Genomic DNA, 19,802 nt, shown 5'->3' with positions numbered 1-19,802 from the left:
CGTTTGGGTGCTTGCCACCAGCGCCTCCTGTAGGGCCGAGGAATTGATCCCGTGGTCACACCCTGAATGCCGCCCACCCAGATATTGGGCGTCTTCTCGCGGACTCAAGGACGAGTTTCGAGGCCGGTCTCCGGGGCATTTCCGCATGAATCGAGTGGGCCGTCGCACGATCTCAGCCAAGGGCTCGATCGCGATGCGGAGCGGCCGCCGGTCCGGCTCTACGCCCCCGCCCAGGGCACCACGCGGCGGTAGGAGAGGGCCTCGGCAATGTGGGGGCGGCGGACGCCGTCGCTGGCGTCGAGGCTGCGGGCGACGCGCAGGACCCGGTGGTAACCGCGCGCCGAGAGCTTCATCTTCTCCGCCGCCCGGGTCAGGAGGGCGCGGCCCTCCGTGTCGGGGGCGGCGATCGCCTCCAGCAGGTTGCCGTCGGCCTCGGCGTTGCAGCGCGGCGCGGGCTCGGCCTCCAGGGACTCGGCTGGGGTCAGGGGCGCCAGCAGCCTGGGAAGGCGCTGCGCCAGTACCGACTCGCCGGCGCCGGGCGGGCCGATCATCAGGGGGTTGTTGTCGGCGAAGTTATCCACAGATGTGGATGGGATCCTTTGAGGATAAACACAACATGTAGGCGGGTCCGCAGTAGCCCACATACTAGCTGTTGATTCCGTCAGCGCTTCGAGTCATCATCCTGCCACAGAAGCAAAGCGCCCTGCTCGACTGAGCAGGGCGCTTCAATGGCCCGGTGGCAGAATGGCTATGCGACGTGGCCTTGCAAACCCGTGGACGTCGGTTCGATTCCGACCCGGGCCTCACCTCAAGAGCGGTCTTTGTGGCCGCTCTTTTTCTGTCAGAACCAGTTCACCCCTAGATATTGGGGAACGGTGAACATTTCGTCAAGCATCTTGTGGATGCCAATCGGATGCCAATTGGATGCCAATTGGATACTGATCAGATTGACGCCGGGTGCTAGCCTCTGGGCCTATGGCCAATCCGAAGATCCAGCCTCGCCTCTCGGACCACCACCATGCATGCTTGCGTGTGCTCGCAAAGCACGGCTATGGCACAAGCCCAACAGATGTGGCCCGATATCTGATCACGCGTGAGATTGACGAGCTGAAGCGAAGCGGTGTTCTCAGACCTGAAGACATTGCAGAAGAGGCGGACAAAGCGTCAGGGGCTGCTGATCTTTGAGAACCGTTTCGGCAGACATTCTGGGCGTTTCTGCAGGACCGCTGACCTTCGGCGGGCATGAGGCGAGCAGGTTGATGACTGCGGTGTGCCTCCGCGTGTGGGAAGGCGATGGGCAGGGCGCGCGATGGCCAAAGCGGCATGGTTTCGAGGAGATCTGCCGCGATGTGTTTCTTAGTGGCGCGACCTTCAGTTTGATGGGGCAAGTATGACGGCATCTCCGCCGCTTTGGCCGGCACGTGCTGAGCCTAATCCACAGCGTGCATGGGCAGGGAGGCATCAGTGTGAGGCGCTGTCAGCGAAGGTTGGGCTCCATTCTCGCGAATGGAGTGGCCATGCCACTGAAGCGCGAGAGCGTGGAGCACACGGTTTTTTGGCTTGATCCGGAGAGCTAGTGGATTAGGTCCTTGTAAAGAGTTGCAATCCATGATTCGAGGCAGCTAAGCTGCCGTCCGATTCGGGAGGATGAATACTATGCCAACAGACCTAGAGAAGCTGGTTGAAAAGGCACGAAAGATCGCCATGACGGCGGATGACGAGCGCGCGCAGCGCCAGAGCTTCGTATATGGCAATACCCACATTGAAAACGACCGCATAACGCGGGAACTTGTTGCCGAGGTTGATAAGCAGATTGAGGAAGCTCAGACACCGAAGCGCGATGGGGACAACTGACAGGCGTGCCCACCGACCGCCACAGTATTGCGCAACCACAGGAACTGATTACTGATCCTGACGAAAAGGCACGTCGCGAAGCTGAAAACGGTGTTCATCAGTTCCGGCTCGCAACCGACATCATCCGAGAACACATCCAAGATCCAGAACGTCCCTTCAGGCTGGCGCCACGTCACATCCTCCAACTGCATCATGCAGCCCTTGAAGGGATTCATGCTCTAGCAGGAACGTATCGGAACACACCGGTACAAATCGGGAAGAGCAATCACCAGCCTCCGGAGCATTACTACGTTGCGGAACACGTCGATGCCCTTTGCCGTTACGTCAACGATAACTGGGAAGTATCGAGCGCAATCCATCTAGCGGCTTATGTCCTATGGCGCCTCAACTGGATACACCCATTTGCCGATGGGAATGGCCGGACAGCCCGTGCAGCGATGTACGTGGTCCTAAACACTAGGCTCAACGGGCTGCTGGCGGGGACGCCAACAATCCCGGATCAAATTGCAGACGACAAAGTCCCGTACTACGACGCTCTAGAGGCTGCCGACGAGCCTTGGAAGGATGAGGTCGTAGATGTTTCTGCAATGGAGGAGCTTCTTGAGGGAATGTTGGCTACGCAACTCTACAATGCGGTCCAACAGGCTTCTGAGGAAGGTACAACAGCTTAGGCACCACTTCCGTCACCCTTGATGCCTTTGTGATTCCTGAACGAAGAGCGCTGTCTCACGCCCCTGCCCAGGGCACCACGCGACGGTAGGAGAGGGCCTCGGCGATGTGGGGGCGGCGGACGCGGTCGCTGGCGTCGAGGTCGGCGAGGCTGCGGGCGACGCGCAGGACCCGGTGGTAGCCGCGGGCCGAGAGCTTCATCTTCTCCGCCGCCCGGGTCAGGAGGGCGCGGCCCTCCGCGTCGGGGGCGGCGATCTCCTCCAGGAGACTGCCGTCGGCCTCGGCGTTGCAGCGCGGCGCGGGCTCGGCCTCCAGGGCCGCGAAGCGGGCGCTCTGGCGCCCGCGGGCGGCGGTGACCCGGGCGGCGACGGCCTCGGAGCCCTCGGCGGGCGGCGGCAGGGAGAGGTCGGCGGCGGCGACCGCCGGGACCTCGACGTGGAGGTCGATGCGGTCGAAGAGCGGGCCCGAGATCTTCGCCTGGTAGTCCTGGGCGCACTTGGGCGCCCGGCTGCAGGCCAGGGCCGGGTCGTCCAGGTGGCCGCAGCGGCAGGGGTTCATGGCCGCGACCAACTGGACCCGGGCCGGATAGGTGACGTGGGCGTTGGCCCGGGCGATCGAGACCCGGCCGGTCTCCAGCGGCTGGCGCAGGGCCTCCAGGGTGGCGCGGGCGAACTCCGGCAGCTCGTCGAGGAAGAGCACGCCCAGGTGGGCGAGGGAGACCTCGCCCGGCTTGGCGCGCAGGCCGCCGCCGACCAGGGCCGGCAGGGAGGCCGAGTGGTGCGGGTCGCGAAACGGGCGCCGGCGCAGCAGCCGGCCGCCCTCGAGCTGCCCGGCGACCGAGTGGATCATCGAGACCTCCAGCGCCTCGGCCGGGGTCAGGCTCGGCAGCAGCCCGGGCAGGCGCTGGGCCAGCATCGACTTGCCGGCGCCGGGCGGGCCGATCATCAAGAGGTTGTGGCCGCCGGCGGCGGCGATCTCCAGGGCGCGCTTGGCGGTCTCCTGGCCCTTGATGTCCTGGAGGTCGAGGGCCGCAACGGCGGCCTCGGCGACCCTGGGCTCGGGCGGGGTCAGGACCTGGCTGCCCTTGAAGTGGTTGACCAGGGCCAGCAGGGTCTCCGGCGCCAGGACCTCGGCACCGCCGGCCCAGGCCGCCTCGCCGCCCTGGACGGCCGGGCAGATCACGCCCAGCCCGGCGGCCGAGGCGTGCAGGGCGGCCGGCAGAACCCCGGCGACCGGGCTGACCCGGCCGTCCAGGGCCAGCTCGCCCAGGGCCAGGTAGCCGCCGACCTCCTCCGCCGGCAGCACGCCCATCTCGGCCAGCAGGCCGAGCGCGATCGGCAGGTCGAAGTGGCTGCCCTCCTTCAGGAGGTCCGCGGGCGCCAGGTTGACGGTGATCCGGTCCGGCGGCAGGCCCAGGCCCAGGGCGCCGAGGGCGGCGCGGACCCGCTCGCGGCTTTCGGCCACCGCCTTGTCGGGCAGGCCGACCACGGTGAAGACCGGCATGCCGGCCGCCATCTGGACCTGGACGTCGACGTCGACCACCTCGATGCCCTGGAACGCCACCGTCCTGGCCCGCGCCACCATGGGCGATCCCCCTCCCGCCGACTCCCCGCGGCGGCCGGCCCGCACCGCGTCGTCCGGGTGCGCCGCAACCGCCGGTAGAGCCTAGTGGCAGAGCCCCGGCTTGGCCAGCGGCCGGGTGGCCGGCGCGCAGACCGGGCGTTTCGGCGATGCAGGCGAGGAAGAGGAAAAAGCGCACCGGCGACACGGGCGGCGGCAAGACGCTTTGGCGCCGCGAGGGCGCGCGATCTTTCGCCGGGCCATCGCCGGCGTCTGTTTGACCGGCACGAAGCGAAACGCGATGGCATCGCCGAACTTGCCGGCCCCTTGGACGGCCGGTCCCGGGCGTGAACAACGTGCTCGTGCTGCCGCGTTATCCGTCGACAGGACGACTCTCTTTAAGCGGCGTGCACTTCTGACTAGTCTTTCCCGTTCTAGCCCATTTGCGGGCTTGATCTTGCCGGAAAATCCAGAAATATGTTGGGTACCCCCTACGATAGGAGAAGGAAACGATGGCCAAGGCCAAGACTGCAATCGATGAAAAGTCCCTGAGCAAGGGAGAGGTTCGCAAGCTGAATGCGCTGAGAAAGTCCCTCGGGGACCAGATCGCGGAGGACGCTTTCATCAAATGGCTCGCTCAGCAGGCCAACGGTAGCGGGGCGACCGATCCCAACATCGAGTTGATCGAGAACGCCCTGAGCCCCCTGATGGAAAAGGTGCGTATTCCTCGGGGCGGCGCCTATGCCGTGCGCCGCGGGCGCGGCCGCTTTATCGTGGAGGCCGTCGACCTCAAGGCCTGACCGGCCGGGTCACAGAGCCAACGTGGCGGAGGGGTGGGGCTCCAGGGTCCTGCCCCTATTTTCGTGCCGCGTCGCGGCAGCCGAGGCCTGCGCGGCGATCATCGGGACTCGGCGCCCGCAGTCTCTTCACCTCCCGTTTGCCGCCCTGCCCGCCGCTCCGCCTGCCGTGCCAGAACAAGGGTTGAGAGCGCCCCGAGCGCAGCGATAACCGCCAGAGCGAAGCCGGTCAAATCGCGCTGAGCATCGGAGACTTCTTGCAAGAGTCCGATTTGATTTTGGAGACCGTCAAGGTCGGCTTGCATCGACGACTCCAGAGTGTCCAACTGACTCTGCAGATCGACAAGCTGTCGCTTGGAGTCCCGTAATTGATCTCGTATCCCGGTCAAAGCGGCAAGAAGCCCTTCTTCTCTCGCCCTCATCTCTTGCAGGAAAGGCGGCTCCTCAAGTCCGAAGGGCGACCGGGGTAACTGCCTCTGAGCGATGCGAGAAAGCTCGTTCGAATAGCCTTCCGCTTCGATCGCGATGGCTTCGATCCGAGGTCCGGCGGCCTTAAGTCTCTCGAGGCCGCCGCGCACCGGTGCGACGACCTCCCGGCCGTTCAAGGGCGCCGTCGCCCTTGCCGCGTGCCAGGAGACGCCGGCCATCGCCACCAGAAGAACCAGGGACCAGGCCATCCAGAGCCGGCTAGCGAATCGAGTGCTCATGGGAGGATCTCAACGTGATGTGGTGCAGGCGCGGGTTCTGCAACCCAGGATGAGGCTATCACGGAAGCGGGGACGCCGCGATACCGGGGCGCCGTCGGCAGCAAGCGCACGACGCCGATGCGGTGCTCGGCCAGGTAGGGTTGCAGGGTGAGTCGGAAGTACCAGGTGACCGCGCTCTTGTATTCTGGTAACACTTTATTAAGCTAGTTCGAATCGATACCCCTAAAATACTGATTAGAGCGAATAAGGTTAACGAAAGATAAAATAACGACACGGCGATGACCGCGTCGACAGAGGGAGAGTGACGTCGTGTACTATGGATTTCGCTTCAACGGCTCGATCAAGGCCCTGGGCTATCGCACCTTTACGATCTCCCAGAAGACCCTGGTCGAGGCCGCCGCCACCCTTCAGGCGGAGAAGACGACCCCGGAGGAGGGTGCCTGGGTCTTCGTCACGACCGCCAAGAATCGGGGCCGGCTGCCGGCGACCCCGCAGCTCGACGCCCGGCAGGCGCAGCAGCGCGAGGACTGGGAGCAGACCGGCCGCTTCCGCCCCGACCGTGTCGCCAAGATGGTCGAGAAGTACGACTGGCGCTCCTTCGACTTCTAATCGCGGCCGCATTCAGGGCGCCGGACCGGACCGCAATCACAACGGCCCGGCTTGCAGGGATGGCCGCGCCGCCTTGGCCGCCGCGCCTTCTGGCCGTGGTGTCAGCTGCTGCCAATCGAAGCCGTCGGCGATGATGCAGCTCGGCCCTTCGGGGGTCGAGACCAGCAGCGTCCAGGTGCCCTTAGGGCCGACGAAGACCTCGAACATCACGCGGCCGTCGTCGGCGAAACCCCGGCCGATCGCCCGCTCGCCGAAGCGCGTCTCGAGCCAGGTGATGGCCTCGTCGCGGCCCATGCAGCTGTCCTGGCCGTTTGCGATGCCCGGCAGCAGCAGCGCCGCGGCGAGGAGCCATCCGAGCAGCCTGTGATTGCGTGATCTCATCGCGTCACCCTGGTCCTGATATGGTATGTCAGGCGTCTGGACGGTAGGGATGGCGCCGCCGGTGGCATCCCAGAGCCCAGCGGCCCGACGAGGCCGGGCGCCTGGGCTCGCCGGAGTGCCGGAACCTGGAGAAGCGTTATGGCCAAGGACGAGCACGGCCCGCAGGAGGGCTTCGAGAAGATCGTCGAGCTCTTCAGCGACGTCGACCGGAAGCTCGCCGAGATCAAAGGCTTGATCCTGGAGGTCAACACCCGGAGGACGGCCGGGCGCTTCGCCGGCGACCGCGACGGGGCTGCCGCGGCGCAGGCCGGAGGCGACTCGCAAGACGGCCGGAGATCCGAGCGAGGCGGCGCGGACACCGAGACCCAGCACTGCTCCTTCTGCGGCAAGGGCCAGCACGAGGTCGCGAAGCTGATCGCGGGCCCGGATGTCTTCATCTGCGATGACTGCGTCGAAATCTGCGCCGACATCACCCGGGTCGAGAAGAAGCTGGGCGAGGACTGATGGCCGCCGCGGAACGCCGCCGTGCCCGCAAGGCACCGAAGGAGGCGAAGCCAGGCCCTGTGCCGCCGGCGCGCCAGGCGCCCCGGATCGGTCTGGCGCTCGGCAGCGGCGCGGCGCGGGGCTGGGCCCACATCGGCGTCGTCGAGGCCCTGACCGCGGCCGGGGTCGAGCCGGACGTGGTCACCGGCTGCTCGATCGGGGCCTTCGTCGGTGCCGCCCTGGTGACCGGCCACATCGGGGATCTGGGTCCCTGGGCGCGGCAGCTCGACTGGCGTGAGATCCTCGGCCATTTCGACCTGCGCTTTGCCGGCGGCGGCCTGATCGAGGGCGACCGCCTGATGCGCTTCATGTCCGAGCGCCAGGAGGACGTCGAGATCCAGGACCTGCCGATCGCCTTCGGCGCCATCGCCACGGACCTTGCGACCGGCCGGGAGGTCTGGCTGCGCGAGGGCTCGCTGTTCCAGGCCGTGCGCGCCTCGGTGGCGCTGCCGGGCCTGGTCAGCCCGGCGGCCAGCGACGACCGCTGGCTGGTCGACGGCGCCCTGGTCAACCCGGTTCCGGTCTCGCTCTGCCGGGCCCTGGGCGCCGACCACGTGATCGCGGTCAACCTCAACAGCGATCTCGCCGGCAAGCGGGCGGCCCGGCGCCGCGGCCGTGCCGCGGGCAAGGCGCGGCGCGGGATCGACACCTCGGGTTCCAAGTTCCTGGCCCGTCTGACCAAGGAGATCCCGAGCGGCATCCGCGGCGGGGCCGAGCGGCTCTTCGTCCAACTCCTCGACGGCGAGCGGGAACGCCCCTCCTACTTCGACGTGGTCGCGGATTCCATCAGCATCATGCAGAACCAGATCACCCGCAGCCGCATGGCCGGCGACCCGCCCGAGGTTCTGCTGGAGCCGCGCCTGGGCCACATCCGGCTGATGGACTTCAATCGTGCCGAGGACGCCATCGCCGAAGGCCGCGACTGCGTCGAGCGGATCCTGCCGCGGCTCCACGACTCCTTGCAGACGTCCGGCTGAGCCCGACCAGCTTTCCCTGGCCCTGCCCTGTGCGGCTCAAACCCTAACCGCGCATTCGGCGCCGACAGCTTCAGGGGGGCGATATGAGAGCCTTGCGCGCCTTGGCCCCGGCGGCCCTGCTGCTGGCGCTCGCGGCGGCCGACCCGGCGCGGGCCCAGACGCCCGATATCCTGCACCGCCTGATGGCGGAGCCGCTGACTCTCTTCGATTGGTGTCTGGCCCAGCTCGATCGTGACATCGAACGGGCGGGCCTTCGGCTCGTCGGGCCGGGGGCGGGCGGCGCGCCGCCCGAGGCCGGCACCATCTATGACTGGCGTCGCGGCCGCGTGACGCTGTTCCTGTCCCTGCAGGTGCCGGAAAAGGGCCGCACGCGCGACGCCTGCGCCGCGCTCTTCGACCGGGTGGTCCGGGAATTGACGGCGGGCGCCCCGGCGGGGGACGCTGCCGGCTGGTACCTGCGCAACGCCTTCCAGCCCAAAGGCCATTTCTGGACCAGCCGCTTCGAAGACATCGGCGGCAAGCTGCTGGAGGTCGTCGAGCTCGAGGTTTCCCTGATCGCGCCGCCCTATGCGGCGGCGGCGGGCGACAGGCGGCGGGTGCGCTGCATAGGCCGCCTCGACACCGTGGCCGAGGCCCTGCTGGTCGAGGTGACGGGTGGCGCCGGTCCGCAAGACAGCTCCTCGCCCGTCGAGCCAGGTCAGGCGTTAGCGGGTCGAATCGCCACGCCAGGTCACGAGCCCCCGCCGCCGCGTCCGGGGGCAGCTCCGGAGACGCCGATCACCTCGGCGACCAGATCCTCGAGCGCGCGGTCGCCGGCCACCGCTTCGTTCCACAGGCGGTCGGCCTCCGCGGCCGTGACCCGGCCGTGGAAGGCCATCCAGAGCCGAGCCTCGCGCAGCTCCTTGGCCTTGTGGCGCGCGGCCCAGTCGTCGTAGTGCCAGTACTCGCCGGTCACGCCGGCCACCGGGGTGGCGGCGAAGAGATGGCAGTCCAGGGTGCCGCCCGCGGCCAGTTCGACGGTGTGCAGGCGCGGCTCGTACTCGACCGATTCGAAGAAGTGGATGCGCTCGATGTCGGCCGTCTCGAGGCCTTCGACCACGATCCCGGGCGCCTGGGCGCCGGGCGCTGCGACCAGCAGCGGGAAGGTCTCCTTGGCCATGCGCTCCAGCCGGTGGTCCGGCAGGTGGCCGGCCGGAAAGGGGCGGCGGGGAAAGGACCGGCCGATCACCACCTCCAGGATGTCGTGGTCGCGCAGGCTGCCGAAGAAGAAGAAGCGCATCGGGGCGAGACCGAGCCTCGGCGATCCGGCCTCGGCCGCGATCAGCCGGCCAGGCCGCGGCCGGCCTCCTCGACCAGCGCCAGGCGCGCCTCAATGGCGTCCCAGATCAGGCCCTCCAGGCAGACCCCGTCGAAGCGGTCGATCTCCTGCAGGCCGGTGGGCGAGGTGACGTTGATCTCGGTCAGGTAGTCGCCGATCACGTCGATGCCGACGAAGACCAGGCCGCGCTCCGCCAGGGTCGGGCCGAGGCGGGCGCAGATCTCCTGTTCGCGCGGGGTCAGGGCCGACTTCTCGGCGCGGCCGCCGACGTGCAGGTTGGCGCGGGCCTCGCCCTCGGGCGGCACCCGGTTGACCGCGCCGGCCGGCTCGCCGTCGATCAGGATGATGCGCTTGTCGCCCTGGCGGATCTCCGGCAGGTAGCGCTGAACCATGATCGGCTCGCGGTAGATCCGGGTGAACATCTCCAAGAGGGCGTTGAGGTTGTCGTCCTCGGGCCGGATGTGGAAGACGTCGGCGCCGCCGTTGCCGAACAGCGGCTTGATCACGATGTCGCCCTGGGCGGCGCGGAAGGCCAGGATCTCCTCACGATGGCTGCTGATCAGGGTCGGCGGCATGAGGTCGGGAAAGTTGGTGACGAAAAGCTTCTCCGGCGCGTTGCGGACCTCGGCCGGGTCGTTGACCACCAGCGGCCGCGGGTGCAGGTGCTCGAGCAGGTGGGTGGTGGTGATGTAGGCCATGTCGAAGGGCGGGTCCTGGCGCAGCAGCACGACATCGATGTCGCGCAGGTCGAGGCGTTCCTCCGGGCCCAGGGTGAAGTGGTCGCCCGTCTTGCGGCGGACTTCCAGCGGCCGGGCCCGGGCGCGCACGGCGCCGGCCCCGAAGGCCAGGTCCTGCGGCAGGTAGTGATAGACCTCGTGGCCCCGGTTCTGCGCTTCGAGGGCCAGCACGAAGGTCGAGTCGGTATCGATGTCGATGCCCGCCAAGGGGTCCATCTGAAAGGCGACGCGAAGGCTCATGGCCGGCTGGGTTTCCTGGCTCCGATCGGGACGGGGACTATACCGCCTTCGGGTCCTCAGGTCTCGGCAAAGGGCAGGCTCAGTTCAGCTTGCGGCGCAGCTGCTGAAGCAGGCCCAGCACCTCGGCCCGGCGCGGGTCCCGGCCGCCAAGCTGGACGAAGTTGTCGAGGGCCAGGATGGCGCCGCGCAGGCTGCCCAGCCGGGCCTGAGCCAGGCCAAGGTCGCACCACAGCTCGGAGGAGTCCGGCGCGAACATCAGCATCGCCTCCATGACCGCCACGGCGCGCTCGAGGTCCTCGGCCTGCAGAAGGCGTTGCTTGATGTTGTTCTGCAGGCGCAGCAGAACGCCGCGGTTGCCGACCTCGGCGTAGTGCTCCGGGCCGAGCTCGACCTCCGAGCCCAGGGCGAACTTCAGCAGGTCGCGCAGGTCGCGGGTCTCGCAGATCCGGCCCTGGTGGAAGGGATCGAGGATCAGGCGTTCGCCGTGGAGCTCGAGCCGGATCAGGAAGTGTCCCGGGAAGTTCAGGGCCGCCGCCTGCCATCCCTGGGCCCGGGCGGCGTGGAGGAAGAGGATCCCGAGCGCGACCGGCAGGCCGCGGCGCCGGTCGATGACCCGCATCAGGTTGGCGTTCTGCAGGTCGTCGTAGGTCGCGGCGTCGCCCTCGTAGCCGTAGCGCTCGACCAGAACCCGGCGCAGCGCCGCAGCCCGGGCCTCCAGCGAGTCCTCCGCGTCCAAGCCATCGGCCGCCGCCGCGGTGTCGCGGGTCAGCAACGAGAGGTGGTGGCGGTAGCGGCCCAGGTCGCCGCCCGGCCGCTCCAGGTCGGCCAGGAGCAGCGCCGCCTCGGCCAAGTCGATCGCATCTTCGGCCAGCCCGCCCAGGCGGCGCAGCTCGTTCTGAGGGTCGCGGGCGATCTTCGGGGTCTCCATGGCGCTCTACGTGTTTAGGCGATGGCTTCAGGTCTCGTCTTCCGGTTCCTTGACCCTTACGTAGTTGCGCACCCGGCGGACGTATTCGATGTTGCGGGCGTGGTCGATGACCCGGTCGAGCTCGTCCTGGCTCTTGGCGACGCCCATCAGATAGATGGTCTGGTTGACGGTTTCGATCGAGTAGTTGATCGAGCTGATTTCCCCGTCGACCAGCAGGGTCGAGCGCAGCTCGGTCGAGATCTGGACGTCGCGGGTGTAGTTCACGAAGCCCGACTTGTCGGAGATCTCGATCTCGTTGATCACCTCCTGGACACCGTCGACCTGCCAGCACAGCCGGACCGCCTTGAGCCGCAGTTCGGGGTCGTCGACCGAGCCGGTCAGCAGCACCCGGCCCTCCTGGACCTGTAGCTCGATGTCGTAAATCAGGTTCTCGTCGGTCTGCAGCCAGAGGCCGTTGATCTCGGTGCGGATCCGGACGTCCCGCGCAGCGGCGGCGGCGCCCTTTTCCTGGGCGAGGCCCACACCGACGGCCGCGCCGGCGCCGGCGCCGGCGGCCACGGCGACCGGTGCGCAGGCGGAGGGGTTCAAGCCGCCCAGCGCCGCCAGCAGCACCGCCAGGCGAAGGACTCCGGTGGATCGGTAGACGACAGGAAACATGTCTGATTCTCCTCCTGTCCGCGGGTAAGGCCGACCCGAAGGCCGGGAATCGGGGCGGGACACGTCGATGTCACAGGCGGCTAGATAGACCCGCCGCCCGCAGGCCGCCAAGCGTCTATTATGTGACGCGGCCAGCGCCGCGGGACAATGAGCATCATGTCGAATCTCAGGCGCAGGGCGGCGAATTCCGGATGGCGTTGCAGAAAGGCCAAAGCCGCGCGCTCGATCCGCCGGCGCTGGCGCGCCTGCAGGGCGTCGGCGGCGCTGCCCGCGTCGGCTCGTGCCTTGACCTCGACCATTGCCAGGACCCGCCCGCGGCGGGCCACCAGGTCGACCTCGCCCTGCGTCACGCGGAAGCGCCGGGCGAGGATGCGGTAGCCGGTCAGGCGCAGCCGCCAAGCGGCCAGGGCCTCGGCCCAGCGGCCCCGGAGCTCCGCCCCCTTGCGGTTTCGCTTCGCCATCGCGCCTCCATCTTGCCACATTGAGCGGCTTCTGTGCCCCCGCCGACGCACGCCGTCCGGGCGTCAAGGCGGCGATTTACTTGCTGCCTTGCGGGCGCTAGGTTTTTCGTCGGTCCGCGCCCGGGCACGGACCGTTCCGAGGGCCGCTTGCTGGGTCACGAGCCTTGAATCTGATCATGCCTCTCCGACGTCCCGCTGCGGGAGCGCTTGTCGTCCTCGCCCTCGCCGCCTGTTCGAGCGGCAAGGGCGGCGACCCGGCACCGCCGCCCGGCGGGACGACGGTCGAGCCGGTGCTCGGATCGGCGCAGCCGCAGCTCTCGCTCGAACTGCCGGAGGCCGGCCCGGGTGCCGTCGGCGGCGGCCCCCTGTCGAGCGGGATCGACGTCTCGCCGATCCTGGGGGCGGGCGCCTCGGGACAGACCCGCATCGGCCTCCTGCTGCCGCTCAGCGGACCCAAGGCGCCGCTGGGGACGGCGCTGCTGAACGCCGCGCAGCTCGCGCTCTTCGATTCCCGCCAGACGCAGGTCGGACTGATCGTCCGCGACACCAAGGGGACGCCGGCGGGCGCCCAGGCCGCGGCGATTTCGGCTTTGGAGGAGGGCGCGGCCCTGCTGGTCGGGCCCTTCTTCGCGACCTCGGTCGCGGCCGCGGCGCCCCAGGCGCGGGCCCGCCAGGTCGTGGTGCTCGCCTTCTCCAACGATCCCGCCGTGGCCGGGAACGGCGTCTATCTGATGGGCCTGCCGCCGGCGGCCCAGGTCGACCGCGTGGTCGCCTATGCCAGCCAGCAGGGCCTGCGCCGTTTCGCCGTCCTCGCGCCGCGGTCGCGCTACGGCAACGCGGTCGTGGCCGCGCTCTCGGCCGCGGTCGCGCGCAACGGCGCCGAGCTGACCAAGGTCGGGTTCTTCGATCCGGCGGAGCGCGACGTCTCGGCCGCGGTGCGCCAGATCTCCGACTACGACCAGCGCCGCGTCGCCCTGGAGCGCCAGAAGAAGTCCCTCGAGGGCCAGACCGAGGGCGAGGCCGAGGCCGACCCCGAGGTGGTCGAGCAGCTTGACCGGCTGGAGACCCTGGACACGCTCGGCGAGCCGGGCTTCGATGCGGTCCTGCTGCCGCTCGGCGGCATCCGGCTGCAGACCATCGCGCCGCTGCTGCCCTTCTACGACGTCGATCCCAAGAAGGTCCGTTTCCTGGGCACCAACCTCTGGGACGACGTCAAGCTGTCGCGCGAGCCCGCGCTGGTCGGCGGCTGGTTCGCGGCGCCGCCGCCGAGCTCTTGGGAGGGCTTTCGGACCCGCTACCTGGAGACCTACGGCAGCCAGCCGCCGCGCTTCTCCTCCCTGGCCTACGACGCCACGGCCCTCGCGGTTCTGCTGGTCACCCGGCCCGAGGCGCGGGGCAATCCTGCCGCCTTCGCCGGCCGGCAGATCACCCAGCCGAGCGGCTTCTCGGGCATAGACGGGATCCTGCGGTTCCTGCCCAACGGCCTCGCCGAGCGCGGCCTGGCGGTGATGGAGATGCGCCCCGGCGAGCTGGAGGTGGTCGACCCCGCGCCGCAGAGCTTCCAGCGCCTGGTGAATTAGCGCACTTGCCGATCAGACGAGCCGCCCCTCACCCGGCTCCGGCTAAGGCTCGGCTGGCCGCCTCGCCAAGCCTCCACATCCCTCTCCCCGTGGGAGAGGGGGGTCCGCAGCGCGGCAGCGCTGTGGGAGGGTGAGGGGAAACCGCCTGGCAGGTCGGAGAGAAGGTTCTATGCCTCCGCTGCCCTGACCGTACTCAACTTCGCCCCGTCCAGGACATGCGGGATCAAGGCATCGAGGCGGCGCCGTCCGGCCGCCGTCGCGCGCAAGCCCTGCGCGTCGAGTTCGAGGTAGCCGGCTTCGGCCGCGCTCTCGATGCGGGCGGGATCGAAGATCGCTTCCGGGGCGGCCGCGAACTCGCGGCGGAAGCGGCCGCGCGGGATGCCCTCGCCGAGGCGCAGCCCCATCATCACCATCTCGGCCAGGCGCAGCTCGCCGTCCAGCACGGCCTCCTCGCGGGTGCCGTGGCCCCGGGTCTCGACCAGCTTCAGCCAGGCCTCAGGGGCGCGGTGCCGTCGGGTCGCAAGCTTCCGTCCGGCCCGGGTGATCCGGCCGTGGGCGCCTGGCCCGACGCCCAGGTAGTCGCCGTAGCGCCAGTAGGTCAGGTTGTGTTGGCTCGCCTCGCCCGGCCGGGCGTGATTCGAGACCTCGTAGGCCGGCAGGCCAGCCGCGTCCAGCACCTCCTGGGTGGCGTCGAAGAGGGCCGCGGCGGTCTCCTCGTCCGGGACGACCAGCTCGCCGCGGCGCTGCGCGGCGTGGAAGGCGGTGCCCGGCTCGATGGTCAGCTGGTAGACCGAGAGGTGGCCGGGCGCCTCGGCGAGGGCGCGGCGGAGCTCGGCCCGCCAGGCGGTGCAGTCCTGCCCCGGCCTGGCGTAGATCAGGTCGAAGGACACCCGTGGAAAGACCTGCCGGGCCAGGCGCAGGGCGGCCAGCGCCTCGGCGGCGCCGTGTTGCCGCCCCAGGGCGCGCAGGGCGTCGTCTTCCAGGGCCTGGACCCCGAGCGACAGGCGATCGACCCCGGCCGCCCGGAAGCCGCGGAAGGCCTGGGCCTCCGCCGAGGTCGGGTTGGCCTCCAGGGTGATCTCGGCCTCGGGGTCGAGGCGCCACAAGGCCTTGGCGCGCTCGATGACCGCCGCCGCGGTCTCCGGCGCCATCAGCGAGGGCGTGCCGCCGCCGAAGAAGATCGAGGTCAGCCTGCGCCTCGCGCTGCCGGCCGCGGCGTGTTCGAGCTCGCGCAGCAGCGCGGCGCGCCAGCGGGCCTGGTCGATGGACTCGCGGACGTGGCTGTTGAAGTCGCAGTAGGGACACTTGGACCGGCAGAAAGGCCAGTGGACGTAAAGCCCGAAGCCGGGATCGTCCTCGGCCTCTGCGCGGCCGTCAGCCATCGGGCGCGCCGAAGACCGCCGGCACCAGCTTGGCGAAGGCGCGGGAGCGGTGGTCGATCCGGTGCTTCTCGGCCGGAGCCATCTCCCCGAAGGTGATGTCGTGGCCCTCGGGCCGAAAGATCGGGTCGTAGCCGAAGCCCCGCTCGCCGCGCGGCGGCCAGACCAGCCCGCCGTGGCAGCGGCCCTCGAAGCTCATGACCTCGCCGTCCGGCCAGGCCAGGCAGAGCACGCAGACGAAGGCGGCGCGGCGATCCTGCTTGCCGGCGAGCTCCCGTTCGACGCGCTCCATGGCGATGCGGAAATCCCGCTCCGGTCCGGCCCAGCGCGCCGAGTAGATCCCGGGGTCGCCGCCCAGGGCCGCCACCTCCAGGCCGGAATCGTCGGACAGCGCCGGCAGATCCGAGGCCTCCGCGGCGGCCACGGCCTTGAGCACGGCGTTCTCGACGAAGTCGGCGCCGGTCTCCTCCGGCTCGGGCAGTCCCAGATCGCCGGCCGAGACCGCCGCGACCCCGAAGGGCGCGATCAGCTCTGCGATCTCGCGCAGCTTGCCGGGATTGTGGGTCGCGATGACCAGGCGTTCGATTCCCTTTTTGCCTGCCGTCATTGGCTCCGGCCTCCGCAACATCAGATCCCCAGGGCTCGCTTCTGGATCGAAACCAGCTCGTCGATGCCTCGGCGCGCCAGGACCAGCAACGCGTCGAACTGCGCCTGGTCGAAGGGGTCGGCCTCGGCGGTGGCCTGGATCTCGACGATCCCGCCCTTGCCGGTCATGACGAAGTTGGCATCGGCCTCGGCCGCGCTGTCCTCGTCGTAGTCCAGGTCGAGGACGCTTGCGCCCTTGTAGAGGCCGCTGGAGACCGCGGCGACCTGGTCGATCAGCGGCAGCGCCTTGATGGCGCCCATCTCCTGTATGAAGCGGAAGGCCAAGTGCAGCGCGACGTAGCCGCCGGTGATCGCGGCGGTGCGGGTGCCGCCGTCGGCCTGGATCACGTCGCAGTCGACCTTGATGCTGCGCTCGCCGAAGCCGGTGAGGTCGGTCACGGCGCGCAGCGAACGGCCGATCAAGCGCTGGATCTCGAGGGTCCGGCCGCTCTGCCGGCCGCGGGCCGCCTCGCGGTCGCCGCGGGTATTGGTGGCCCGGGGCAGCATGCCGTATTCGGCGGTGACCCAGCCACGGCCGCTGCCCTTCATGAAGCGCGGCACCGAATCCTCGACGCTGGCCAGGCAGAGCACGTGGGTGTCGCCGAAGCGGACCAGGCAGGAGCCCTCGGCGTGCTTGTTGACCTCGGTCTCGAGGCTGATTTCGCGCAGTTGATCGGGCTCGCGGCCGGAGGGTCGCATTCCTGGCGCCTCTTTCGTTAAGACTTTTCTATCGGACGGCGCGCAGGCTAGTGGAAGCCGGCCGCCCCGTCCATAGAGCGGGGCTGCATCAACGCGCCCACGTTGACGCTTCGGGGGGTCGAACCTAGATTTTGTGCAGGTATTCGGCGGTGGGAAGATGACGCAAGCGGTGCCAGCAAACCGACCTGACCTGGAGACGCTGAGCGGCATGAATGAGCGCTCGCGCGAGGTCTTCCGGCATATCGTGGACGCCTACGTCGAGACTGGCGAACCCATCGGCTCGCGCACCCTTTCGCGCCAGCTCGGGATGGACCTCTCGCCGGCGACCATCCGCAACGTCATGGCGGACCTGGAGGACCTCGGCCTGCTCTTCGCGCCGCACACCTCGGCCGGCCGCCTGCCGACCGAGCTCGGCCTTAGGCTCTTCGTCCACGGCCTGCTCGAGCACGGAAATCTCACCAAAGCCGAGCGCGAGAGCATCGAGGCCCAGTGCAGCGGCGCCGGGCGCAGCCTGACCGAGGTCTTCGAGGAGGCGAGCCAGACCCTCTCCGGGCTGTCGCGCTGCGCCGGCCTGGTGGTCGCGCCCAAGGCCGAGGAGACCCTCAAGCACATCGAGTTCGTCTCGCTCGGCCCCGGGCGGGCGCTGGTCGTGCTGGTCAGCGGCTCGGGCGTGGTCGAGAACCGGATCATCGACGTCCCGGTCGGCTTGCCGGCCTCTTCTCTGGTCGAGGCCAGCAACTACCTGACCTCGCGCCTGGTCGGGCGGCGCTTGAGCGAGGCCCAGGAGGAGATCAGACGGGAGCTGGAGACCCAGCGTGCCGAGCTCAACGAGCTGACCGGCAAGCTGATCGAGGCCGGCCTGGCCTTCTGGGGCGGCGGCGAGGAGCGCAGCGGCGCCCTGATCGTACGCGGCCAGGCCCAGCTGCTGGAGGACATCACCGCGGTCGAGGACCTGGAGCGGGTGCGCCAGCTCTTCACCGCGCTGGAGACCAAGGAATCCCTGCTGCGGCTTCTGACCTTGACGGACTCGGCCCAGGGGGTGCAGATCTTCATCGGGGCCGAGAGCGACCTCTTCAGCCTGACCGGCTGTTCGTTGGTCATCGCCCCCTACTCCAATTCGGAGAACACCGTGGTCGGCGCTATCGGGGTGATCGGGCCGACCCGAATCGACTACGCGCGGATCATTCCCATGGTGGACTACACGGCGCAGGTCATCGGCCGCCTCATAGGCTGACATCGGCGTAGATCCCCAGGGCGTAACGGAGGACGGAACGACAGATGGCGTCGAACGACAACGCCAAGCCGCAGGGCGAAGGCAGCGAGGAAGAGACCCCGGCGGCGGAGCCCGTCGAGTCGACGGAGGCAAAGCACGAAGCCGCACCCGCAGCAGAGGCGGCCGAGGCCGAGCCCGCGGACGCGGCGGCGGAGGTGATCGCAGCCCTGGAGGCGGAGAAGGCCGAGCTGAAGGATCAGCTGCTGCGCAGCCTGGCCGAGGTCGAGAACGTCCGGCGCCGGGCGCAGCGCGAACGCGAGGACGGCGCCCGCTACGCGGTCAAGCCGCTGGCCGAGGACCTGTTGGCGGTACGGGACAATCTCCGCCGCGCCATCGAGAGCGTCTCCGCGGAGGCGGCCGAGGCCGAGCCGCAGCTCAAGGCCCTGCTCGAAGGTGTGGTGATGACCGAGAAGAGCCTGAGCGAAGCCTTTGCCCGGCACAACGTCGAGATCATCGACCCGCTGGGCGAGAAGTTCGACCCGAACGTCCATGAAGCGATGTTCGAGGTGCCGGATTCGAGTCAGCCGGCGGGCACCGTGGCCCAAGTGATCGAGGTCGGATACAAGCTCCACGACCGCCTGCTGCGCGCGGCCCGGGTCGGCGTCTTCAAGGCGGCGCCTGCGACGGCCGACGCCAGCGCGCCGCCCCCGCCGGCCGGAGAGGCTTCGGCGGAGGAGACGCCGGGCGCCGCCGGGGGTGAGGCCAAGCCCGGACAGCGGATCGACACGGCGGTCTGACCGTCGCGCCGGATCACCCGCGTGCCGCGCGTTCCGGCGCCGGGCCAAGGAAGGCCGACTCCGGATCCTGGGCCTTGTAACGCGCCTTGGCCAGGTCCTGCCGCCGCACCGCATAGCAATAGACGCAGCCGTGAGGGCAGCTGTCGTAGGCGCCGATGTCGCGGGACTCGGCGCAGAGGCAGCCCGGCCGGTTGCCCTTCTGCCGGGCTGCGATGCGGCGGCCGGCGACCTCCGACAAGCGATCGGCATCGATGCAGCGGGCCGGCCGCAGCCCGGCGCCCGAAAGCTCGGGCTGGGCGCATAGGCTGGGCGTGATCCCGGCGGCCCGGGCGATCGCCGCCAGCTCGGCGAGCAGCGCGCGCTTCGCCTCGGGTTCCGGGTCCTGCCAGGTGAAGCCCTCGGCCCGGGCGGCGCGTTCGGTATTGGCCCGGGTCTTGGCGTAGATCTGGGCGAAGGACAGCACGACCTCATCGCAGGCCCCGGCCAGGGCCCCGGTCAGCCGCCGGAAGGTCTCGAGATGCCAGGCGTCTTCGGTCAGGCCGGTGATCATCACCGGGTCGTAGCGCCAGACCGCGACCCGCGGCCCATAGCGCGCGGCCAACTCGCGGATCAGGGCGACACCGCGCGCCGCCTCCGGGACCGCCGGCTCCAGGGCGCGGGGATAGCCGGTCACCGTGTAGTGGACCACGAAGGGCAGGCCCTCGGCGGCCAGGTCCTCGAGGACCGGCAGGAAGGGGCCGACGTTGCGGGTCCAGAACACGAAGCCCTCGACCTCCGGCCCGGCCAGGGGCACCCGGTAGGGCGCGCCGCCGTAGGGATTGGCGACCCGGCAGAAGCCGGCCGCGCGGCGCCGGGCGAACCACTCGGCGTAGAAGGCCGGGATGTCGCTGCGGTAGCTGGCCGAGACAATCATGCGGCGGTCAAGGCCATTCGCGGCCGCCCGCCCGGCGGCCCAGCCAGCGGAAGAAGAGGTAGAGCAGGCCGGCGAGGACGGCCAGGCCGGCGCCGGAGTAGCGCAGCGCGTCGCTGGGCCAGATGAACTCTCCGGCCA

At 69.3% G+C, this 19,802-nt stretch carries 20 protein-coding genes, 1 tRNA gene and 2 pseudogenes; 10 read left to right on the top strand and 13 right to left on the bottom strand.

Annotation, left to right across the window (positions count from 1 at the left end; genetic code table 11):
* Window positions 1–218: 218 nt before the first annotated feature.
* Window positions 219–554: pseudogene (locus QNJ30_27470) on the bottom strand (ATP-binding protein).
* Between the two features lie 176 nt (window positions 555–730).
* Here QNJ30_27470 and QNJ30_27465 point away from each other — a divergent pair.
* From QNJ30_27465 to QNJ30_27455, 3 genes are all read left to right on the top strand, one after another.
* A tRNA-Ala gene (locus tag QNJ30_27465) sits at window positions 731–804 on the top strand.
* An 852-nt stretch (window positions 805–1,656) separates the two neighbouring features.
* Window positions 1,657–1,854 carry a hypothetical protein gene (locus QNJ30_27460; protein ID MDJ0947204.1) on the top strand — a complete coding sequence of 66 codons (198 nt, stop codon included), beginning with the start codon at window positions 1,657–1,659 and terminating at the stop codon, window positions 1,852–1,854.
* Between the two features lie 5 nt (window positions 1,855–1,859).
* Window positions 1,860–2,525, top strand: a complete 666-nt coding sequence (locus tag QNJ30_27455) for a Fic family protein (GenBank protein ID MDJ0947203.1) — start codon at window positions 1,860–1,862, stop codon at window positions 2,523–2,525.
* A gap of 55 nt (window positions 2,526–2,580) precedes the next feature.
* Here QNJ30_27455 and QNJ30_27450 read toward each other — a convergent pair whose 3' ends face one another.
* On the bottom strand, window positions 2,581–4,107 hold the full coding sequence (locus QNJ30_27450) for a YifB family Mg chelatase-like AAA ATPase (protein MDJ0947202.1): 1,527 nt from the start codon (window positions 4,105–4,107) through the stop codon (window positions 2,581–2,583).
* A gap of 488 nt (window positions 4,108–4,595) precedes the next feature.
* Here QNJ30_27450 and QNJ30_27445 point away from each other — a divergent pair, with 488 nt between their 5' ends.
* A complete protein-coding gene (locus QNJ30_27445) occupies window positions 4,596–4,883 on the top strand; it encodes a hypothetical protein (protein ID MDJ0947201.1) in 288 nt (95 codons plus the stop codon).
* A 98-nt stretch (window positions 4,884–4,981) separates the two neighbouring features.
* Here the strand turns inward: QNJ30_27445 and QNJ30_27440 are convergent, their stop codons facing one another.
* The gene (locus QNJ30_27440; protein MDJ0947200.1) at window positions 4,982–5,587 is read right to left on the bottom strand and encodes a hypothetical protein; all 606 of its coding nucleotides are present in this window, start codon (window positions 5,585–5,587) and stop codon (window positions 4,982–4,984) included.
* 309 nt (window positions 5,588–5,896) lie between these two features.
* Here QNJ30_27440 and QNJ30_27435 point away from each other — a divergent pair, with 309 nt between their 5' ends.
* Window positions 5,897–6,196: a hypothetical protein gene (locus QNJ30_27435; GenBank protein MDJ0947199.1), complete on the top strand. Its 300-nt coding sequence runs from the start codon at window positions 5,897–5,899 to the stop codon at window positions 6,194–6,196.
* 36 nt (window positions 6,197–6,232) lie between these two features.
* Here the strand turns inward: QNJ30_27435 and QNJ30_27430 are convergent, their stop codons facing one another.
* Entirely contained in the window at window positions 6,233–6,577 is a 345-nt protein-coding gene (locus tag QNJ30_27430; protein MDJ0947198.1) for a hypothetical protein, read from the bottom strand.
* A gap of 363 nt (window positions 6,578–6,940) precedes the next feature.
* Here QNJ30_27430 and QNJ30_27425 point away from each other — a divergent pair.
* Both QNJ30_27425 and QNJ30_27420 read left to right on the top strand, forming a co-directional pair.
* Window positions 6,941–7,066, top strand: a pseudogene (locus QNJ30_27425) (ClpX C4-type zinc finger protein).
* 14 nt (window positions 7,067–7,080) lie between these two features.
* Window positions 7,081–8,097 (top strand): patatin-like phospholipase family protein, encoded by a 1,017-nt coding sequence (locus QNJ30_27420; protein ID MDJ0947197.1) that lies wholly within the window; start codon window positions 7,081–7,083, stop codon window positions 8,095–8,097.
* A gap of 730 nt (window positions 8,098–8,827) precedes the next feature.
* Here the strand turns inward: QNJ30_27420 and QNJ30_27415 are convergent.
* From QNJ30_27415 to QNJ30_27395, 5 genes are all read right to left on the bottom strand, one after another.
* Window positions 8,828–9,376, bottom strand: a complete 549-nt coding sequence (locus tag QNJ30_27415) for a gamma-glutamylcyclotransferase family protein (protein MDJ0947196.1) — start codon at window positions 9,374–9,376, stop codon at window positions 8,828–8,830.
* A 41-nt stretch (window positions 9,377–9,417) separates the two neighbouring features.
* Window positions 9,418–10,392, bottom strand: coding sequence for a glutathione synthase (gshB, locus tag QNJ30_27410; GenBank protein MDJ0947195.1), 975 nt, complete (start codon window positions 10,390–10,392; stop codon window positions 9,418–9,420).
* Between the two features lie 79 nt (window positions 10,393–10,471).
* Entirely contained in the window at window positions 10,472–11,320 is an 849-nt protein-coding gene (locus QNJ30_27405) for a transglutaminase-like domain-containing protein (GenBank protein MDJ0947194.1), read from the bottom strand.
* A gap of 27 nt (window positions 11,321–11,347) precedes the next feature.
* Window positions 11,348–11,977, bottom strand: coding sequence for a BON domain-containing protein (locus QNJ30_27400; protein MDJ0947193.1), 630 nt, complete (start codon window positions 11,975–11,977; stop codon window positions 11,348–11,350).
* A gap of 80 nt (window positions 11,978–12,057) precedes the next feature.
* Window positions 12,058–12,438 carry a YraN family protein gene (locus QNJ30_27395; GenBank protein MDJ0947192.1) on the bottom strand — a complete coding sequence of 127 codons (381 nt, stop codon included), beginning with the start codon at window positions 12,436–12,438 and terminating at the stop codon, window positions 12,058–12,060.
* Window positions 12,439–12,614: 176 nt separating this feature from the next.
* Here QNJ30_27395 and QNJ30_27390 point away from each other — a divergent pair, with 176 nt between their 5' ends.
* Complete coding sequence (locus QNJ30_27390; protein ID MDJ0947191.1) at window positions 12,615–14,018, top strand: penicillin-binding protein activator; 1,404 nt, start codon at window positions 12,615–12,617, stop codon at window positions 14,016–14,018.
* A 167-nt stretch (window positions 14,019–14,185) separates the two neighbouring features.
* On the opposite strand, the gene hemW is transcribed toward QNJ30_27390, so the two are convergent.
* The 3 genes from hemW to rph are packed head-to-tail and all read right to left on the bottom strand — an operon-like array spanning window position 14,186 to window position 16,741.
* Complete coding sequence (hemW, locus tag QNJ30_27385) at window positions 14,186–15,400, bottom strand: radical SAM family heme chaperone HemW (protein ID MDJ0947190.1); 1,215 nt, start codon at window positions 15,398–15,400, stop codon at window positions 14,186–14,188.
* Window positions 15,393–16,004, bottom strand: coding sequence for an RdgB/HAM1 family non-canonical purine NTP pyrophosphatase (gene rdgB / locus QNJ30_27380; protein ID MDJ0947189.1), 612 nt, complete (start codon window positions 16,002–16,004; stop codon window positions 15,393–15,395). Before rdgB ends, hemW begins: the two co-directional genes overlap by 8 nt.
* A gap of 20 nt (window positions 16,005–16,024) precedes the next feature.
* Window positions 16,025–16,741: a ribonuclease PH gene (gene rph / locus QNJ30_27375; GenBank protein ID MDJ0947188.1), complete on the bottom strand. Its 717-nt coding sequence runs from the start codon at window positions 16,739–16,741 to the stop codon at window positions 16,025–16,027.
* 157 nt (window positions 16,742–16,898) lie between these two features.
* Here rph and hrcA point away from each other — a divergent pair, with 157 nt between their 5' ends.
* The gene (gene hrcA / locus QNJ30_27370) at window positions 16,899–17,975 is read left to right on the top strand and encodes a heat-inducible transcriptional repressor HrcA (GenBank protein ID MDJ0947187.1); all 1,077 of its coding nucleotides are present in this window, start codon (window positions 16,899–16,901) and stop codon (window positions 17,973–17,975) included.
* Between the two features lie 44 nt (window positions 17,976–18,019).
* Window positions 18,020–18,751 (top strand): nucleotide exchange factor GrpE, encoded by a 732-nt coding sequence (gene grpE, locus QNJ30_27365; GenBank protein ID MDJ0947186.1) that lies wholly within the window; start codon window positions 18,020–18,022, stop codon window positions 18,749–18,751.
* Window positions 18,752–18,764: 13 nt separating this feature from the next.
* Here grpE and QNJ30_27360 read toward each other — a convergent pair whose 3' ends face one another.
* Window positions 18,765–19,664: a DUF1848 domain-containing protein gene (locus QNJ30_27360; protein MDJ0947185.1), complete on the bottom strand. Its 900-nt coding sequence runs from the start codon at window positions 19,662–19,664 to the stop codon at window positions 18,765–18,767.
* Window positions 19,665–19,802: the final 138 nt, after the last annotated feature.

It is taken from the genome of Kiloniellales bacterium (assembly GCA_030066685.1).
Classification (GTDB): Bacteria; Pseudomonadota; Alphaproteobacteria; order Kiloniellales; family JAKSBE01; genus JAKSBE01.
The sequence above is the reverse complement of the archived record's forward strand: the minus strand, read 5'-3'. Positions and strand labels throughout refer to the sequence as shown.

Excerpts from the sequence above, each read along its gene's own strand:
- QNJ30_27460 (MDJ0947204.1), top strand. The coding sequence starts at position 1,657 with ATGCCAACAGACCTAGAGAAGCTGGTTGAAAAGGCACGAAAGATCGCC.
- QNJ30_27450 (MDJ0947202.1), bottom strand. The coding sequence starts at position 4,107 with ATGGTGGCGCGGGCCAGGACGGTGGCGTTCCAGGGCATCGAGGTGGTC.
- QNJ30_27445 (MDJ0947201.1), top strand. The coding sequence starts at position 4,596 with ATGGCCAAGGCCAAGACTGCAATCGATGAAAAGTCCCTGAGCAAGGGA.
- QNJ30_27440 (MDJ0947200.1), bottom strand. The coding sequence starts at position 5,587 with ATGAGCACTCGATTCGCTAGCCGGCTCTGGATGGCCTGGTCCCTGGTT.
- QNJ30_27430 (MDJ0947198.1), bottom strand. The coding sequence starts at position 6,577 with ATGAGATCACGCAATCACAGGCTGCTCGGATGGCTCCTCGCCGCGGCG.
- QNJ30_27420 (MDJ0947197.1), top strand. The coding sequence starts at position 7,081 with ATGGCCGCCGCGGAACGCCGCCGTGCCCGCAAGGCACCGAAGGAGGCG.
- QNJ30_27415 (MDJ0947196.1), bottom strand. The coding sequence starts at position 9,376 with ATGCGCTTCTTCTTCTTCGGCAGCCTGCGCGACCACGACATCCTGGAG.
- gshB (MDJ0947195.1), bottom strand. The coding sequence starts at position 10,392 with ATGAGCCTTCGCGTCGCCTTTCAGATGGACCCCTTGGCGGGCATCGAC.
- QNJ30_27405 (MDJ0947194.1), bottom strand. The coding sequence starts at position 11,320 with ATGGAGACCCCGAAGATCGCCCGCGACCCTCAGAACGAGCTGCGCCGC.
- QNJ30_27400 (MDJ0947193.1), bottom strand. The coding sequence starts at position 11,977 with ATGTTTCCTGTCGTCTACCGATCCACCGGAGTCCTTCGCCTGGCGGTG.
- QNJ30_27395 (MDJ0947192.1), bottom strand. The coding sequence starts at position 12,438 with ATGGCGAAGCGAAACCGCAAGGGGGCGGAGCTCCGGGGCCGCTGGGCC.
- QNJ30_27390 (MDJ0947191.1), top strand. The coding sequence starts at position 12,615 with ATGCCTCTCCGACGTCCCGCTGCGGGAGCGCTTGTCGTCCTCGCCCTC.
- hemW (MDJ0947190.1), bottom strand. The coding sequence starts at position 15,400 with ATGGCTGACGGCCGCGCAGAGGCCGAGGACGATCCCGGCTTCGGGCTT.
- rdgB (MDJ0947189.1), bottom strand. The coding sequence starts at position 16,004 with ATGACGGCAGGCAAAAAGGGAATCGAACGCCTGGTCATCGCGACCCAC.
- rph (MDJ0947188.1), bottom strand. The coding sequence starts at position 16,741 with ATGCGACCCTCCGGCCGCGAGCCCGATCAACTGCGCGAAATCAGCCTC.
- hrcA (MDJ0947187.1), top strand. The coding sequence starts at position 16,899 with ATGACGCAAGCGGTGCCAGCAAACCGACCTGACCTGGAGACGCTGAGC.
- grpE (MDJ0947186.1), top strand. The coding sequence starts at position 18,020 with ATGGCGTCGAACGACAACGCCAAGCCGCAGGGCGAAGGCAGCGAGGAA.
- QNJ30_27360 (MDJ0947185.1), bottom strand. The coding sequence starts at position 19,664 with ATGATTGTCTCGGCCAGCTACCGCAGCGACATCCCGGCCTTCTACGCC.